This is a genomic window from Stenotrophomonas capsici (assembly GCF_034961085.1).
Classification (GTDB): Bacteria; Pseudomonadota; Gammaproteobacteria; order Xanthomonadales; family Xanthomonadaceae; genus Stenotrophomonas; species Stenotrophomonas capsici.
The window spans coordinates 96,626-112,690 of sequence record NZ_JAYFUH010000249.1; the positions used below are offsets into that span (position 1 = coordinate 96,626).

Genomic DNA, 16,065 nt, shown 5'->3' on the forward strand with positions numbered 1-16,065 from the left:
CCGGGCAATGCCCGGCCATGGGAAGTGTCTGGACTACGGTTGAACAGTGATCGTCGTCGATGCGATGGTCAGGCCCAGGCGGCGGCCAGCACCGGTGCCAACGCCTGTTGCTGGTTCGCCGGGAGCGTGGTCTGGCCCAGGGGTGGTGGCGAGAACGCGGCCATGGCTTGCACCAGCCGGTCGATGCCGGCGATGTCGAGTACACGTCCGACGGAATCCTGCACCCGGTCAAGGGTGGCGTCCTTGTGGATGAAATAGTTGGAAACAGTGACGGCGTCGGAGGTGCCGATGATCCGGACGGAGAGGTTGTTGGTGCCGCGGACACGTTCGAACCAGAGCTGGTCGGCGGCGATGTCCTTCTGGAAACGGAGCGTATCCACATCACCGGGATCGAACTCACCGGGCATGAGGGTGTCCCTGCCATCGCCGCGATTGAAGATGAAGGTGTCGCTGCCGCGTCCTCCATACAGCACGTCATTGCCCTTGCCGCCGATGAGGGTGTCATTTCCGTCATAACCCATCAGGCAGTCCTTGACCGAGGTTCCGGTCAGGGTGTTGTTCAGGACATTGCCGGTCAGGCTGCGAGCCGAACCCGTGTCGACCAGATGGAAGTTCTCGACATTGGCGTACTTCCGGGTGTCGTTGTTGTTGATCGAGAGGTAGATTGAATCGATTCCGCCATTCACTTCTTCGACGACAACATCATTGATATTGTCGACGTAGTAGACGTCATTGCCAGCGCCGCCGATCATGCGGTCCGCACCGTTGCCGCCATCCAGGATGTCGTTGCCGGCGCCGCCGACCAGCAGATCGTTGCCGTCATGCCCATGCAGGGTGTCATTGCCGTCACCGCCATGCAGCGCGTTGTTGGCGGCATTGCCGTGGATCAGGTCGTTGCCGCGTGTGCCGATGGCATTCTCGATGACGGTGCCATAGGCGATACCGATGCAGTCCTTGCCGGTGTAGAGCAGGGGCGAGCTGACGCCAGCGGGCGTGGCGTAGGTGATGGAGCTATAGCTGCCTTCGGCAAGGTTGATCTGCGCGCCCAGCGAGTACGCGGAAAGGTCCAGCGTATCGGTGCCGCCGCCATCCCATAGCGTGGTGTAGAAACCGGCATCGGGGCTGAAGGCGTAGACCGTGTCGGTACTGTTGTGCGTCATGTTGGCGCCGTACAGATACTGCAATGCGGCGATGTCGTAGATGCCCAGGCTGTCGGTGCTGGCTTGGCCAATGTAGTTGCCGGCGACATCTGCCATCATGGTTGGCTGACCACTGGTATAAGACATGACGGTCTGCAGCGTCGTGAATCCAGGAACGTGCAGGCCGGTGATGTGCCCGGGATGATCGAGTCCGAGCACATGGCCCATTTCATGCAGGGTGAAGCCCATGCCGTAACCGGCATACCACGAGGCCCAGACATCGCCGCCCCAGGCTTGGTTGTAGGGGCCATAGGCCCAGCCACCGGCACCGTATTCGCCGAGGGGGGCGGCATATGCATTGAAACGGACCACCGCCTCGCCATCGATGCGTTCATCCACATACTGGAAGTTGATGTCCAGGATGCTGCTGTAGACCGCCATCGCCTGGTTGATGACCGCGATGTCGGCGGCGTCATCAATCGCGCGGAAGTAGGGCAGCTCGCCGCGGATGCCGTAGGGGTCGCTGGAGAAGACGGCATCGGCCTGGGTGATGGTCCAGGTGATGGTGCGGCTCGCGTCCAGGCTCCACTGACGGTAGGAAATGAGCGTGTCGATAGCGTTGATGCCGGATGCGACGGTCTTCTCGATGCCGAGGGACATGGCGGATCTCCTTGCGTGATATGCGCCTTCATCGCGTCCCGCAGATGCCGGGCGGGATGAGGGCCTGCGGATTGCCGGCGACCTGCATGCCCGGATGTCGGGTCACGATGATGTGGGCATGGGGCTCCGGTACAGGTGAGGCCACCGACGGGGCGGCGCCACGACCTCCATGGAATGCCGGCGGGCATGCCAGTGCCATGGGAACCGTCTGGAATGGCCTGTCCCGGGACGATGGTGTTGCGCTTCAGCTCACCGGGATGCCGGCAGCGACGGTAATCCCCCGACGGTACCGCGTGGCATCAACCCGCGCGCAGCGTGCGGGCCAGTCCCAGTCGCAGCAGTCGTGCGTTGAGTCGGTCGCCGAGTGTGCCGGGCATGTCCAATCCCATCCGCTGCAGGTACATCGCATCATTGTCGCCGGCCGGTTGCGTAAGCGCTGCGGCCACGGTGCGCAGCTTGGCCTTGGGGGTGGCGGTGTTGGCCTTGAGCCAGGTCAATGCGCGCAGCAGGTCCTGTTCGATGGCGGTGAAATCGCTGCCCAGCGGATAGTCCGGCAGGCCGCCATCAGCGCGAAACGGCGCCAGCACCGCAGCGAGGGTATCGCCACGATTGCGCCGCCACGATGGAGGGGCAGTGAAGTCCGTGGCCAGCTTGCCGCTGGCCTTGGCCTGTTCGAGCAGTGCGGGTTGGAACGCCGCATCCGTGATGCCCGCCATGGCGATCACGCAGTCCTCGTCGGTGCGGTGGCGCAGGTCGGCGATGCCGTACTCGTTGACGAATACGTCGCGCAGATGACGTGGGATGGTGGTGTGCCCATAGTTCCAGCGCACGTTGGAGGCCGGCTTCCCGGCCTCCTCGCGGACGGCGCGGAACATCAGCACGCTGCGCGCGTCCGGCAGCGCGTGGGCCATCGCCACGAAGTTGTACTGCCCCCCCACGCCGGATACCACGCGGCCGTCCTCCAGCGCGTCGGACACTGCTGCCCCCAGGGCGGTGGCCATCATGCAGGAGTTGAAGAAGCGCGCGTCGCGGCGCTGCAGCTGTTCCAGTGCCTCATTGCCGCCATAGAGCTGGTTGATCTCGCTGATGCGGTGCATGCCGATCGCCCGGCACTCCTCTTCGGGCAGGTGCCGAAGCCAGTCGTAGAACTCCGGCGAGCCGAGGTAGAAGGCGCCGTGCAGGTACTCGCCTTCCGCCGCGAGGGTCGCATGGTCGGCGGTGTAGGCGCTGCCATTGGCCAGGCGCTGCATCAATGCCAGGTCCTCATGCACCTTGCGCCGGATCACGCCACGTTGCACCAGTACGCGGAAGCCCTCGTTGAGCATCTCGCTGCAGCCATACAGGCCGACCTCGAACGGTTCCAGGCCCCCGGCTTCGCGTACCAGCGGGTGCGTGGCCAGTGACGGGTCCAGTGCGTCGATGATGGCCCGGTAGCGTGCGTTGTCGGTATGCCGCAGGACCAGTGCATGGCTGAGCGCGTCGGCCAGGGTGCCAATGCCGATCTGCAGGGTGCCGCCGTCGCGCACCAGCGTGCTGGCATACAGGCCGATTGCGTAGTCGGCATCGCTGACCGGTTGTCGTGGCAGCCCGAACAGTTGCGGATACGGCCCCGGCGGGACCACCACCAGGTCGAAGAAGTCCGGGGCCACCGTGGCGCTGCCGCCCAGCCAGGGCAGTTGCGGGTCCACTTCGGCGATGAGCAGGGGGCGCGGCAGGCCGCGACGGGCGATGGCGTCCAGCGTGTCCTGGGTGATGTCGTTGTTGCAGGACAGCGACAACCGCCGGTTGCCTTCGCGGAATGCCACCTTCTGCACGATGACATGCGGTGCGCGCTGTGCCACCGCATCGGCGGCATGCGTGTAGTTGAGGCTGGTGTAGCCGCACTGAGCCTGCCGTGAACCGAGCAGGGCGCCGGACTGCATGTAGAACTCCTCCACCTGCACATGGGCGGGCAGGGCGTCGCGGCGGATCGCATCGGCGTAGGCCAGGCGCGGGAAATCCGTACCGAAGTGGCGCTCGACGAACGGGCGCATGAAGCGCGCCTCCAGCCCATCGCCCTTGGCCATCGGCGGATTCAACGACAACGCGGTGTACAGCTGCAGCGGGCGCGCCGCATGGTTCTCGATGCGCGCATAGAGCTGGTTGAGCAGGCGATGTGGTTTGCCCAATGCCAGCGGTGCGGCGATGCGCAGCGGGCCGTCGACACGGGCCAGCAGCCAGTCGACGGCAGCATCCAGATCGGTCAGGTGTTGCGGCATGGGCACGGTTCCTGCGTGGTCGGCTGCATTACAGCACGCAGGGCCTGAATCCCCCTGTGGACGCTTGACAGGGGATTCGTTTACTCGTGTAATCGAATAAAATTTACAGGCGTAAACGATGATCCGGATCAGCGAGGCCGAAGCAGTGGTGATGCAGGTGCTGTGGGGTGACCACCCGCTCTCGGCAGATGAGGTGATGGCGCGCCTGCCCGGTGGCAACGACTGGGCCGAGGCCACGGTGAAGACACTGCTCAACCGCCTTCTCAACAAGGGCGCCATCGCCGCCGAGAAAGAGGGGCGACGTTACCTGTACTCGCCGCTCGTGCAGCGCGATGCATGGGTGCAGGAAGAGAGCCGCAGCCTGATCGATCGCCTGTTCGATGGTCGTGTCGCGCCGCTGGTCGCGCATTTCAGCCAGCACCGCAAGCTCAGCACCGAGGACGTGGCCGAACTGCGCCGCCTGCTGGAGGAGTTGGACGATGAACAGCGTTGAGCTGCTGCAGGTGCTGCTGAAGACCACGCTGTCCAGCAGCGCGGCGATGCTGCTGGTGCTGGCATTGCGCGGACCGGTGCGCCGCTGGCTCGGGGCCAGCGCGGCGTATCTGCTGTGGCTGGCGGTGCCGGTGGCGTTGGGGGCGGTGCTGATGCCTGCGCCGCAGGTCGTGGCAACGCCGATGCTGCCTGCGGCGATGGTGGGGCCGGTCACCCAGGTGCTGGCGGCGCCGGTCCGGGCGGCACTTGGTCCGGTTGCGTGGTTGCTCGCCTGGGCCGCCGGTGCGCTGTGCATGGCGGCCGGGCTGTGGGTGCAGCAGCGGCGCTTCCTGCGTGGGCTTGGGTCGGTCGAGCGCCGCGGTGACGGCCTGTGGCAGGCGCAGGGGGCCATCGGCCTGCCGGCGGCGATGGGCGTGCTGCGGCCGCGCATCGTGCTGCCGGCGGACTTCGAGCGCCGTTACGAGCGGTTTGAACAGCAGCTGGTGGTCCGCCATGAGCAGGTGCACCTGCGCCGCGGGGACATCCTCATCAACGCATTGTGGGCCGCGCTGCGCTGCCTGTACTGGTTCAACCCGCTGTTGCCACTGGCCGTGCGGTGCTGCCGCGAGGATCAGGAGTTTTCCTGCGATGAGCGCGTCATCGCCGGCAGCCGTGGCGCACGTCGCAGCTACGGCAACGCCATGCTGAAAACCGGGCTGGCGTTGTCCCCGTTGCCTGTGGGTTGCCATTGGCACGACTACCACCCATTGAAGGAGCGCATTGCCATGCTGAAGCGACCCGTACCCGGAAAGAAGCAGTGGGCGACGATGCTGGTGGTATCGGCACTGTTGTCCTCGGGCCTGGGGTACGCGGCATGGGCGGCACAGCCGGCGCGCAGCACGGAGGCGGCGCCGCTGTCGTTGTATGGCGTGGTGGTGACCGCCACGCTCGATGGCACGCGGCAGACCTTTGAGCTGCGCCAGCCATTGGGACAGCCGTTCTCATTTCGCATGACCTCGGAGAAGGGCGTGGGTTGGATCGGCGAATTCACCCTGCAACCGGAGGGGAAGTTGCTGCGCCTGAGCGGGAGCCTGAAGGCCGATGGCGTGCTGGTGTCCTCGCCGATGCTGTTGATGAACGCCGAGGTGCCCGCTGGCATCCAGGTCTCCACGCCGGACGGCCGTTCGGTATGGGCGCTGGAAATGCGCGCTTCTCCGGTGGCGAGGGCCAGGGATGCCGAGGTGGTGGTTGTCAGCAAGCAGCAGGCGCCGCCCTCCTATCCGCTGGATGCGATGGATAAGGGCATCAGTGGCAAGGTCGTGCTGGAGATCGAGGTGGCGGCCGATGGCACGGCCACGGACGTCACGGTGGTGCAGTCGCGACCGCAAGGCATATTCGATGCGGCTTCGATCGCCGCCGCTCGGCAATGGCGCTTCACCCCGGCGCGCCGGGACGGGCAGGCAGTTGCCGGCAAGGTGCGCGTGCCGATCTGGTTTGACCTCGACGAAGAGGTGACCCACACCGACGACGCGACGGAGGGCTGAGCATGCATGGGGGGATAGGTGCCGTACTGGCGCTGGTGCTGTCCGGCTGTGCTGGCCACGCGGTCGTCCAGGAACGTGAAGCGTCAACCTACAGCGTCGACCGGCGGCTGCTGGTACCGGAAAGCGACGTGGCAGGTGGGTCGGTCAATGCCTATACGCTGGCGGCGAGCGAGGGCTTCCGCATGCCCCGGCCGGTGCAGGTGCCGTCGCCGCAGCTGCCGCAGGATCCACGGCAACCTTCACTGCCGGCCACCACGGTGTGCGTGCAGGTGATCCTGGATGCCGCCGGACAGGTGCAGCGCAGTGAGCCATTGCTGGGCCATTCGGCCTGCGCGGCGGGTGCCGATCCCGCCAACCAGAGGTTGTTGCAGGCGGTCCAGGCCGCCACCGCACAGTGGACGTTCGTGCCGGCGGCGCGGTGCCACTTTCCCGCCGGTGTATCGCCGCGTGCGGCGGATGATTGCAGCGGCGCGACGCGCATCGAGGAAGTGCCGGTGACGTTGGCCTATGCCTTCACCTTTGAGGTGATCGAAGGCAGGACGGTGGTGCGCAGCCAGACGGGCGTGCGCTGAGGCGATGTTCCCCGCGGCGGGCGGCCGCCGGGGAACGGGCACTGGTGATCAGTGCCTGTCGAGCAGGTCGTTCAACAGGGCCGCCAGGCGTTCGCCGGCCAGGCGGACCTGCGCTTCGGCCACGGGGCGCCAGGTGGCGGCGTACTCCTCGCCGACCTTGCGGGTGTCCGGGTACACGCCCTTGCGGGTGGCCAACCTGCAGGACTGCTCGGCCCAGCGCGTGGCATCGCGCTGCAGTTGCGGGCGCCCGACGTCACGCGGGGCGGGCAGGGCTTCAAGCCGCTCCAGGAACTGGTCGTCGTTCAACTGCAGCGGGTAGAACATGCCGCTGTCCCACACCGAATGCAGGTTGGTGCCGCGTCCATTGAACTGCAACTGGTAGGTGTTGCCACCGCGGTCATGGCCGTAGCCGGCATGCATGGGCTGGTGCACGTCGCCGGCCAGGTGCACGACGAACTTCAGCGCCTGCAGGCGCTCGGCGTCGGACTTGCTCGGGTCGGCCAGGATCTGCGACTGCGCCTTGAGTGCTTCGACCACGCAGTTGCCGTTCGGGCAGTGCTTGGGCGGGTCGTAGTCGCAGCCTTCCTCGGCCATGTTGATGTAGTGCCAGCCGGCCGAGCGGCGGCCCAGGCCGGGGTCCTGCGAACGCAGGTCATCGGCCCACGGGGCGATGCTGGACAGCGTGGCGCCGGGTTCGGTGGCCAGCAGGCGATCCACCTCGGCCCTGGCCTGTGGGTCCAGGCGGGTTTCGGCCACGCGCGCGACCAGTCGATGGCCTTGTGCGCCCCATGCATGGGCGTGGCCGGGCAGCAGGGCGGTGAAGGCGACAGCCAGGAGGGAAACGGAGAGTCGGTACGGCTTGTTCATCGGCGCATTCTAGCGGCAGCCGATGGCCGGGCAGCATGCCGTTCATGGCAGAACGCCCTCCCGGCAAGGCCGGGAGGGCGTGGGTACGGCAGGTTCCGGCGTGGCTCAGAACTTGAAGACGTAGGCCATGCCGTAGACCAGCGGGTCGACCTTGGCGGTCCCCAGCGTGTTGCCGTTGACCTTGACCTTGGAGTCGATGTCGGCCCAACGCAGGTCCACGCGCAGCGCGCCCTTCTCGCTCAATGCGAAGTCCAGGCCCGCGTGCGCGGCCAGGCCCCAGGAGTCCTCCAGCTTCAGCTTGGTGCCGGCCAGGGCACCCTTGCTGTCGGTGCTGAAGAACTTGGTGTAGTTCACGCCCAGGCCGACGAACGGGGTGACCTTGCTGCTGTTGGCGAAGTGGTACTGCAGCGAGACGACCGGCGGCAGCTGCTTGGTCTCGCCGACCTTGCCGACGCCGTCGATGCTGATTTCGTGCTTGAACGGCAGGGCGCCCAGCACTTCGATGCCCACGTTGTCGGCGACGAAGTACTCGAAGGTGACGGTCGGGCGGACGCTGCTGTCGACCTTGGTCGGCAGGGCGCCCAGACCCAGGGCGGCGCCGTTGAGGTCACCGGCATCGGACTTCGGGTCGACGGCGTGCACGCCGACGCCCAGCGTCCAGTCACCCTTGGACTGGGCCATGGCGGGAGCGGCGGCCAGGGCCATGGCGGCGGCCAGGCCGGAGAGCAACAGGGCGGAGGTCTTGCGCATGTTGTAATTCCGTTACGTGGTGGAGGTGGCGCCAGTGTCCGGGGCGCACCGCCGAGGCGCTTTGATCCTGATCAAACAGCCGTTTGCACTCAGCTGGCGGTCATCTGGCCGCGTTCCCCGCAGCGCCACGGCCGGGGGGCCGCACCTGTTAGAATGGCGGCCCCTTTCAACCCCCGCCGCAACGGGTTTGCGGCTGCAGGAGCTTGTGAACATGGCAATCAAGGTCGGCATCAACGGTTTCGGTCGCATCGGGCGCAACGTGCTGCGTTCGGCAGTGTTGAACTTCGGCAACGACATCGAGATCGTGGCCATCAACGATCTGCTGGAGCCGGACTACCTGGCCTACATGCTCAAGTACGACTCCGTGCATGGCCGTTTCAAGGCTGATGTTGCGGTCGACGGCAAGGACCTGCTGGTCAACGGCAAGAAGATCCGCCTGACCCAGGAACGCGACCCGGCCAACCTGAAGTGGGACGAAGTCGGCGTCGATGTCGTCATCGAATCCACCGGCCTGTTCCTGGACAAGGTCAGCGCGCAGAAGCACATTGATGCGGGCGCCAAGAAGGTGATCCTGTCGGCCCCGTCCAAGGACGATACGCCGATGTTCGTGTTCGGCGTCAACGACAAGACCTACGCCGGCCAGGCCATCATCTCCAACGCCTCGTGCACCACCAACTGCCTGGCCCCGCTGGCCAAGGTCATCAACGACAAGTGGGGCATCAAGCGCGGCCTGATGACCACCGTGCATGCGGCTACCGCCACCCAGAAGACCGTTGACGGCCCGTCCAACAAGGACTGGCGCGGCGGCCGCGGCATCTTGGAAAACATCATCCCGTCCTCCACCGGTGCAGCCAAGGCCGTCGGCGTGGTGATTCCGGAACTGAACAAGAAGCTCACCGGCATGAGCTTCCGCGTGCCGACCTCGGACGTGTCGGTGGTCGATCTGACCGTCGAGCTGGAAAAGGAAGCCACCTACGCCGAAATCTGCGCCGAAGTGAAGGCACAGAGCGAAGGCGCGCTGAAGGGCATCCTGGGCTACACCGAAGACAAGGTGGTGGCCACCGATTTCCGTGGCGAGACCCACACCTCGGTGTTCGACGCCGACGCCGGCATCGCGCTGGATTCCACCTTCGTCAAGCTGGTCAGCTGGTACGACAACGAGTGGGGCTACTCCAACAAGTGCCTGGAAATGGTGCGCGTGGTTGCTGCCTGACCGGCACGCTGCGTGGATGGGGAAAGGGCGCCTTGAGGGCGCCCTTTCTTTTTGCCGTCGATCAATGGTCGCCGTCGCGGGGAATGCACCGTGCCGGCCCGGGCGAGGGTGCCTTGCTGCCGGGATCAGGCGGTCGGTGGTGTATCGATGGTGTCGCTGCCGGGGTACCTGGCAAAGCGTCCCTGTCCAACCGGATGTACCGGGCCGTGGCTGGGCCACGGCCAGCCGCCGAACTGGGTGCGCCCATAGTCGCGGCGGGCCTGTTCGATCTCCCCGGCGGTGTTCATCACGAACGGGCCGTAAGCCGCTACCGGTTCACCGATCGGCACGCCCTGCAGCAGCAGGATCCGGACCTGTTCGGTACCGGTGTTGTGCAGGGGCAGCGTGGCATCGGCGGCGACTTCCAGCAGGCGGGGGCTGGCCACGGGGCTGCCATCCACCTCCAGCTGCTGGCCGCCGTGCACATACAGCGTGCGCCGGGTGCCGGTGCCGGTCGCGGCTGGCAGGGTCAAGGTCGCTCCCGGCTGCAGCAGGATCTGCCAGATGGCGACGTCGGCGTCCGGGTTGGCAGCCCAGGAGTTGCGCGCCGGCGCCAGCGGCACGATGGCGGCCTGCGCCGACTCCTGCGGCTGGTAGCGGCCAGCCACGACCTTGACCGCCGCACCTTCATGGCGGTACCACGGGATCTGTTCGCCCCACAGCATCACGAACTCCGGGTCGGTCATCTTGTTGCGCGGCGGCAGGTTCAACCAGATCTGGTAGAGGTCCAGCGGGTTGGGTTGCCCGCGCTCGCGCAGCGGGAACATCTCCGAGTGCTGCACGCCGCGGCCGGTGGTGAGCCACTGCACGTCGCCGTCGCCATAGCGCGCGGTGGCACCGAGCGAGTCGGCGTGGTCGACCAGTCCCTGCGGCACGATGGTGACGGTCTCGAAGCCGCGATGCGGGTGGGCAGGGAAACCGGGCACGGTGACGCCGTGGTACATGCTCCAGCCGTCCTTGCCACTGAAGTCCTGGCCCAGTTCACGCCCGCCGAGCTGGCGCATGTCCACGCCCTGCTCGGCGGTGGCCGCAGGGTAGTGGTCCAGGTGGTGCATGCAGAACAGGAACGGGTCGGTGCCGGGCCAGGGGCGGCCGAGCGGCTCGTTGCGGAGGATCAGGTCGGACATGGGAACTCCTTTACGCGGATGCGGGACGCGGGGCCCGGCGTACTTGGCGGCCGAGCCATCGGCATGGTCTATTGATGGGGCGCACGGTTCGGCGGTACAAGGAGGCACGTTGATGGCAGCTACTCACACCGGTGATACCGTGCGCGGCAGCGAGCAGGGGGCGGCGTACTGCCAACAGATGCGCCTGCTGCTGGAACGGGTCGGTGAGCGCTGGAGCCTGCTGGCGGTGATCGCCCTGCGGGCGCAGGCGCTGCGTTTCAACGCATTGCGCCGCGAGCTGCAGGGCATCTCGCCGCGGATGCTGGCGCGGACCTTGAAGGCGCTGGAACGCGATGGCCTGGTCAGCCGCACGGTGCATCCCACCGTGCCGCCGCAGGTGGACTACGCCTTGACCGCCCTGGGGCGTTCGCTGTTGCAGCCGGTGGATGCGCTGCTGCACTGGGCCGATGAACACCGGGAGGCGATGGATATGGCGCGCCGTGACTTCGATGCCCGGGAGGCGGTAGCTGCAGCGACCTGAGGGATGTTATCTGCGCGTGAAGTGGTCGCGTGACGGCTTGCGTTTCCCAAGCGCGTGATTAAGGTGGTGCGGCACCTGACGGGGTACAAGGACGGTAATGGAAGAGATACTGTGGTTGTTCGGGATCCTGCTGCTGATCGTGGTGCTGGCGATGCCGGTGCTGCTGTTGATCGCGCTGGTGTCGGTGTCCTCGCTCAAGCGCAGGGTCACGGCGCTTGAGGCAGCATTGGCAGCGCAGGAGCCGGCGTCCGCGAGCGAGGCAGAGCGGCCCTACGGCTGGATGCAACCCGACGCGTTCGAGGAGCCTGCCACGCAGCTGCCGGAGGCCATCCCCGAAGCGGCGCCGGCCGTGGCAGCGCCGCCGGTCGAGGTGACGTCGGCGGCTCCCGCACCACCGCCCTTGCCGGAGCCGGTCCGCGTGTCTGCGGCACCGGTCGAGCCGATCCCGGAACCAACCCCGGAGCCGAGACGCGCGCCGGCCACGCCCTCCGGGCCCAATTTCATCGAACGTGGCATCGAACGTGTCCGCCAGTGGTTCACCAGCGGCAATGTGCCGGTCAAGGTGGGCATGCTGGTGTTGCTGGCCGGTGTCGCGGCGCTGCTCAAGTACGCCAGTGACCAGGGCTGGGTGAGCATCTCCGCGCAGATGCGCCTGGTGGCGGTCAGTGTGGCGGCCCTGGCCGGGCTGGTCTTCGCCTGGCGCAAGCGTGACAGCCACCGGACATTCGCCCTGGCGCTGCAGGGGGGCAGCATCGGCATATTGCTGTTGACCGTGTTTGCCGCGTTCAAGATCTACGGCTTCATCGACGCGGTGCCCGCGTTCCTGATCAGCGTGGTGTTGATCGCCGGGCTGTCGGTGATGGCGGTACTGCAGGAGTCACGCACGCTGGCCATCCTGGGGGTGCTGGCCGGGTTCATGGCGCCGATCTGGCTGTCCAGCAACAGTGGCAACCACGTGGGCCTGTTCTCGTACTACGCACTGCTCAACGCCGGCATCTTCGCCATCGCCTGGGTACGCCCGTGGCGCATCCTCAACCTGCTGGGCTTCGCCTTCACCTGGGGCATCGGCACGCTGTGGGGCGTGCTGCAGTACGCACCGGCCAAGTTCAACAGCACCCAGCCGTTCCTGGTGCTGTTCTTCGTGTTCTACCTGCTGCTGCCCTTGCTGTATGCACGCAAGGCAAGCACGCCGGGCAGCGCGCGCATCGATGGTTGCCTGTTGTTCGGCACGCCGTTGATCGCGTTCTCGCTGCAGGCCGGGTTGCTGCAGGGCGAGCGCATGCCGTTGGCGTTGTGCGCGCTGGGCGTGGCGGTGGTGTATGCGCTGCTGGCCAAGGCGCTGATCCACAAGGAGCGCCTGGACGTGCTGGCGCGCGGTTACGCGATCCTGGCGGTGGGCTTTGCGACGTTGGCGGTGCCGCTGGCCTTGTCCGCGCGCGTCACCGCTTCGGTGTTCGCGCTGGAGGGGGCCGGCCTGGTGTGGCTGGGGCTCATGCAGGAGCGCAGGCTCGCGCGCTGGACCGGTATCGGCCTGCAGGTGCTGGCCGGCGGCGCGCTGCTCATCGGTGCGGGTAATGCCTATGGCGACGGCACCCTGGCCATCGCCAACGCGACCTTCATGGGAGCGTTGCTGATCGCGCTGGCTGGCTTGGCCACCGCCTGGTTGTACCGAGGTGCAGGCCGCCTGCCGGTGGCCATCGCTGCCTACGGCTGGGGCCTGCTCTGGTGGCTGGGCAACCTGCTCCACGAGAACGACCAGCATGTGGCGTGGAGCAGCCGTCTGCACGTCGCCTTGCTGGTGTTCGGCGTGACCGGTTGGCTGGCCGCCGAAGTACAGCGGCGTGCGCCGGCCCTGCTGTTGTCGTTGACCACGCTGGGATGCCTGGTGGTCGCGTTCCCGTTGGCGTTCCTGCAGGTCGACAACTACGGCCAGCCGTTTGCCGGGTACGGGCTCTGGGCCTGGCTGGTGTTCGCGGTGCTCGGCATCCGCAGCCTGTTGTGCCTGCGCGCCGGCAGCGGCGTGATCGCGGGCCTGGCGCAGTTGGCGTGGTGGCTGTTGTGGCCGACCGTGCTGTCGCTGCTGGCCTGGCATATCGGCGAGCGTTTCACGCTGGCCGAAGGCTGGGTCGGGCTGCTGCTGGCATCGCCCTGGTTGCTGCTCGGCCTGGTGTCGATGCGTCGCTGGAACTGGCTGGCGCAACCGTTGGGCGAGGCTTTCGATCGCTACCGCCTGGCATTGCAGGCGGCGGTGTTCGGCGTGCTTGGCCTGTGGTGGCTGGGCTCGCTGGCCAGCGCCGGCAGCGCCGCGCCGTTGCCCTGGATCGTGCTGTTCAATCCATTGGAACTGGCCGAGGTTGCAGTGCTGGTGCTGGTCGCCATGCGCGTGTGGCAGGGCCGTGACGGACATGCGCCGCCGGCGCAGCTGGTGGGGATGGCCGTCGCCGCGTTGGTGCTGGTGACGGTGATGACCCTGCGCGCCGTGCATCAGTGGGGCGGCGAGCCGTGGAGCGATCGTCTGCTCGGCACCCAGCTGGCGCAGACCAGCCTGACCGTGGTGTGGAGCCTGCTGGGCGTGGTGGGCTGGGTATCCGGCTCGCGGCGCGGGCAATGGGGGCTGTGGCTGGCCGGCGCGATCCTGATGGGCGTGGTGCTGGCCAAGCTGCTGCTGGTCGATCGTGGCAACCTCGGCGACCTGCTGGGTATTGGCGCGTTCATCGCCTATGGCCTGCTGTGCACCCTGGTGGGCTGGCTGGCCCCGGCACCGCCGCGACGCGCGGCAGCGACGAACAACAACGAGGAAGTATCCGCATGATCAAGCGTCTGCTGTGGCTGGCCCTGTTGCCGATGGGCGCGCAGGCTGCCGACGATTTCGCCCGGCAATGGCCGTTGCAGTTGTCCCAGCCGGACGCGGGCGCGTACCGGGTGTCGCTGGATGCCTCCGTGTATGCCGCCGCGCACTGGCGCGACCTGCGCGATGTACGGGTGCTCGATGCCGACGGCAAGCCGGTGGCCAGCGCGGTGTACGCAGCGGCCATGCCGCTGTCCGCACCGCTGCGCACGGTGGAGTTGTCCTGGTTCGCGCTGCCGGTGTCCGCAGCGACGGCGGATGATGACCTGAGCGTGGTTGTCGAGCGGGATGGTGGCGGCAAGGTGTTGTCCATCCGCAACTCGGTGGCGCGGGCCGGAGAAGCGGGTAGTGCCGATCCGGTGTGGCTGGTGGACCTGGACAAGGACGCCGGCAAGCTGCGTGCATTGCAGGTTGATTGGGCGGACCCCTCGGCAACGCTCGACCTGGGCTACCGCCTGGAAGGCAGCGATGACCTGCGCGGCTGGCAGGTACTGGATCCGCAGGTGCGGCTGGTGCAGTTGAACAACCAGGGCCGTGCCCTGCGCAACACCACCATCAAGGTCGAGAGCGGCCTGCGCTACCTGCGGCTGGTGCCACTGCAGCGGCACGGTGCGCCGGCCCTGCGCGGCCTGCGCGGTGAGATGGCCGACATGGTCGACGCCGGCGACTGGCAATGGCAGGTCCTGCAGGCGCAATCCGGTGGCAACGCCCGTGACGGCTATCTGTACACGCTCAAGGGACGCCTGCCGGTGCAGCGGCTGGATGTGGTGATGCCGGCCAACAGTGCGGTGAGCTGGACGGTTTCCAGTCGCGATCTGGACCGCACCGGCGCGGACGGCCAGACCCCGCACTGGCAGACCCTGACCCAGGGCTGGAATGCGTGGAACCTGAGCGAAGGCGGCCAGCAGCAGCGCTCGGCCCCGCTGGAGACCTCCGGGACGGTTACGGACCGCGAATGGCGCCTGCAGGCAGAGCCCGGTTCGGAGCCGGCGCAGGCCCCGGAGCTGCGATTGGGCTACCGCCCGGGCAGCGTGATGTTCCTGGCGCAGGGCAGGGCGCCGTACCTGCTGGTGGCGGGCAGCGCGAACGTGGGCCAGGCGCAGGCCGCGCTCGACCCGATGCTGGATGCGCTGCGCGCACGCAACGGCCAGCAGTGGCAACCGGCTGCGGCAAGCCTGGGGGCACAGGCGCAGCGTGCAGGTGACGCGGCGTACCAGTCGGCTCAGACGCCGCGCGACTGGAAGAACCTCGTGCTATGGGCCGTGCTGGTGTTGGGGGCGTTGGTGGTGGCCGGGTTCGCGCTCAGCCTGATCCGCAGTGGTCAGGCCGGAAAGCAGTGAGAGGTGGTGCTTGCCGGTTTGCTGGATCGCAGGACTTTTGCTTCTGAAGGCAACCCTCCTGCAGCAGCCGCAGCGCCATGAAGCATCGCATCGGCGCGTTGCGAGTCATTCCCCGCGCCTGAAGTCCCGTTCCAGCAGCCCATACAGCGCCGTATCGGTGATCTCGCCGTTGACGTGCCAGCGCTCACGCAGCACGCCTTCGCGCACGAAGCCAAGCTTTTCCACCAGCCGGCACGAGGCTGCGTTGCGTGGGTCGATGTCCGCTTCCAGCCGCCGCAGTTCAAGCACATCGAACAGGTAGGGCACGATCAGCCGCATCGCTTCCACTGCCAGCCCTTGCCCCTGCCGGTCACGGCGCAGGCTGTAGCCGATCTCGGCGCGGCCCTGGTCGCGGTTCAGCGCGAAGGCAACGGCGGTGCCGATCAACTGGTCGCTCGCCTTGTCCGCGATCGCCCAGATCAGTATTTCCTGCTCGCGCCGTTGGCTCAGGATGTCGGCCACTTTCTGCTCGGCCTGTGCCAGTTCGGTCCAGGCCGGGTAGCTCCAGTAGCGCATCACCACCGGGTCGGAATGGATGTCGTACAGCGCCGCGGCGTCGTCCTGGCGGACCTCGCGCAGGCGCAGGCGGCTGCTGTGCAGTTCAGGTTGGGGCAGCGGTATCTGCATCGGTAACGAATCCCGGGTTTGCCCCGGTTGCCGGGGCGGGCGAAAATGGGG

Annotated in this window: 13 protein-coding genes; 7 read left to right on the forward strand and 6 right to left on the reverse strand. The window is 67.1% G+C overall.

Annotated elements, in window-relative coordinates:
* Window positions 1-68 precede the first annotated feature (68 nt).
* Window positions 69-1,799, reverse strand: coding sequence for a M10 family metallopeptidase C-terminal domain-containing protein (locus VA603_RS13700; RefSeq protein ID WP_323439180.1), 1,731 nt, complete (start codon window positions 1,797-1,799; stop codon window positions 69-71).
* Between the two features lie 299 nt (window positions 1,800-2,098).
* Window positions 2,099-4,057 (reverse strand): acetyl-CoA hydrolase/transferase C-terminal domain-containing protein, encoded by a 1,959-nt coding sequence (locus tag VA603_RS13705; protein ID WP_323439181.1) that lies wholly within the window; start codon window positions 4,055-4,057, stop codon window positions 2,099-2,101.
* 121 nt (window positions 4,058-4,178) lie between these two features.
* On the opposite strand from VA603_RS13705, the gene VA603_RS13710 reads away from it, so the two are divergent.
* From VA603_RS13710 to VA603_RS13720, 3 genes are read left to right on the forward strand one after another with little or no spacing between them, the layout of a single operon-like run.
* Window positions 4,179-4,550: a BlaI/MecI/CopY family transcriptional regulator gene (locus VA603_RS13710; protein WP_132866204.1), complete on the forward strand. Its 372-nt coding sequence runs from the start codon at window positions 4,179-4,181 to the stop codon at window positions 4,548-4,550.
* Window positions 4,537-6,072, forward strand: coding sequence for a TonB family protein (locus VA603_RS13715; RefSeq protein WP_323439182.1), 1,536 nt, complete (start codon window positions 4,537-4,539; stop codon window positions 6,070-6,072). The genes VA603_RS13710 and VA603_RS13715 overlap by 14 nt, the downstream gene beginning before the upstream one ends.
* 2 nt (window positions 6,073-6,074) lie before the next feature.
* Window positions 6,075-6,644 carry a hypothetical protein gene (locus tag VA603_RS13720; protein ID WP_323439183.1) on the forward strand — a complete coding sequence of 190 codons (570 nt, stop codon included), beginning with the start codon at window positions 6,075-6,077 and terminating at the stop codon, window positions 6,642-6,644.
* 48 nt (window positions 6,645-6,692) lie between these two features.
* On the opposite strand, the gene VA603_RS13725 is transcribed toward VA603_RS13720, so the two are convergent.
* Together VA603_RS13725 and VA603_RS13730 are read right to left on the reverse strand one after the other, a co-directional pair.
* The gene (locus VA603_RS13725; RefSeq protein ID WP_323439184.1) at window positions 6,693-7,511 is read right to left on the reverse strand and encodes a S1/P1 nuclease; all 819 of its coding nucleotides are present in this window, start codon (window positions 7,509-7,511) and stop codon (window positions 6,693-6,695) included.
* 105 nt (window positions 7,512-7,616) lie between these two features.
* Window positions 7,617-8,261: an OmpW/AlkL family protein gene (locus VA603_RS13730; protein WP_132865437.1), complete on the reverse strand. Its 645-nt coding sequence runs from the start codon at window positions 8,259-8,261 to the stop codon at window positions 7,617-7,619.
* Window positions 8,262-8,472: 211 nt separating this feature from the next.
* Here VA603_RS13730 and gap point away from each other — a divergent pair, with 211 nt between their 5' ends.
* Complete coding sequence (gene gap, locus VA603_RS13735; protein ID WP_132865436.1) at window positions 8,473-9,474, forward strand: type I glyceraldehyde-3-phosphate dehydrogenase; 1,002 nt, start codon at window positions 8,473-8,475, stop codon at window positions 9,472-9,474.
* Between the two features lie 125 nt (window positions 9,475-9,599).
* Here gap and VA603_RS13740 read toward each other — a convergent pair whose 3' ends face one another.
* A complete protein-coding gene (locus VA603_RS13740) occupies window positions 9,600-10,640 on the reverse strand; it encodes a pirin family protein (RefSeq protein WP_323439185.1) in 1,041 nt (346 codons plus the stop codon).
* A 112-nt stretch (window positions 10,641-10,752) separates the two neighbouring features.
* Between VA603_RS13740 and VA603_RS13745 the strand changes: the two genes are divergently transcribed.
* The 3 genes from VA603_RS13745 (at window position 10,753) to VA603_RS13755 (ending at window position 15,348) form a co-directional block, all read left to right on the forward strand.
* Window positions 10,753-11,160 carry a winged helix-turn-helix transcriptional regulator gene (locus VA603_RS13745; protein WP_323439186.1) on the forward strand — a complete coding sequence of 136 codons (408 nt, stop codon included), beginning with the start codon at window positions 10,753-10,755 and terminating at the stop codon, window positions 11,158-11,160.
* A 97-nt stretch (window positions 11,161-11,257) separates the two neighbouring features.
* The gene (locus tag VA603_RS13750; RefSeq protein ID WP_323439187.1) at window positions 11,258-13,972 is read left to right on the forward strand and encodes a DUF2339 domain-containing protein; all 2,715 of its coding nucleotides are present in this window, start codon (window positions 11,258-11,260) and stop codon (window positions 13,970-13,972) included.
* Window positions 13,969-15,348, forward strand: coding sequence for a DUF3999 domain-containing protein (locus VA603_RS13755; RefSeq protein ID WP_323439188.1), 1,380 nt, complete (start codon window positions 13,969-13,971; stop codon window positions 15,346-15,348). Before VA603_RS13750 ends, VA603_RS13755 begins: the two co-directional genes overlap by 4 nt.
* A gap of 105 nt (window positions 15,349-15,453) precedes the next feature.
* Here the strand turns inward: VA603_RS13755 and VA603_RS13760 are convergent, their stop codons facing one another.
* Window positions 15,454-16,014 (reverse strand): GNAT family N-acetyltransferase, encoded by a 561-nt coding sequence (locus VA603_RS13760; protein ID WP_132865431.1) that lies wholly within the window; start codon window positions 16,012-16,014, stop codon window positions 15,454-15,456.
* Between the last annotated feature and the right edge of the window lie 51 nt (window positions 16,015-16,065).

Excerpts from the sequence above, each read along its gene's own strand:
- VA603_RS13705 (WP_323439181.1), bottom strand. The coding sequence starts at position 4,057 with ATGCCGCAACACCTGACCGATCTGGATGCTGCCGTCGACTGGCTGCTG.
- VA603_RS13745 (WP_323439186.1), top strand. The coding sequence starts at position 10,753 with ATGGCAGCTACTCACACCGGTGATACCGTGCGCGGCAGCGAGCAGGGG.
- VA603_RS13715 (WP_323439182.1), top strand. The coding sequence starts at position 4,537 with ATGAACAGCGTTGAGCTGCTGCAGGTGCTGCTGAAGACCACGCTGTCC.
- VA603_RS13730 (WP_132865437.1), bottom strand. The coding sequence starts at position 8,261 with ATGCGCAAGACCTCCGCCCTGTTGCTCTCCGGCCTGGCCGCCGCCATG.
- VA603_RS13760 (WP_132865431.1), bottom strand. The coding sequence starts at position 16,014 with ATGCAGATACCGCTGCCCCAACCTGAACTGCACAGCAGCCGCCTGCGC.
- VA603_RS13720 (WP_323439183.1), top strand. The coding sequence starts at position 6,075 with ATGCATGGGGGGATAGGTGCCGTACTGGCGCTGGTGCTGTCCGGCTGT.
- VA603_RS13755 (WP_323439188.1), top strand. The coding sequence starts at position 13,969 with ATGATCAAGCGTCTGCTGTGGCTGGCCCTGTTGCCGATGGGCGCGCAG.
- VA603_RS13750 (WP_323439187.1), top strand. The coding sequence starts at position 11,258 with ATGGAAGAGATACTGTGGTTGTTCGGGATCCTGCTGCTGATCGTGGTG.
- gap (WP_132865436.1), top strand. The coding sequence starts at position 8,473 with ATGGCAATCAAGGTCGGCATCAACGGTTTCGGTCGCATCGGGCGCAAC.
- VA603_RS13725 (WP_323439184.1), bottom strand. The coding sequence starts at position 7,511 with ATGAACAAGCCGTACCGACTCTCCGTTTCCCTCCTGGCTGTCGCCTTC.
- VA603_RS13740 (WP_323439185.1), bottom strand. The coding sequence starts at position 10,640 with ATGTCCGACCTGATCCTCCGCAACGAGCCGCTCGGCCGCCCCTGGCCC.
- VA603_RS13700 (WP_323439180.1), bottom strand. The coding sequence starts at position 1,799 with ATGTCCCTCGGCATCGAGAAGACCGTCGCATCCGGCATCAACGCTATC.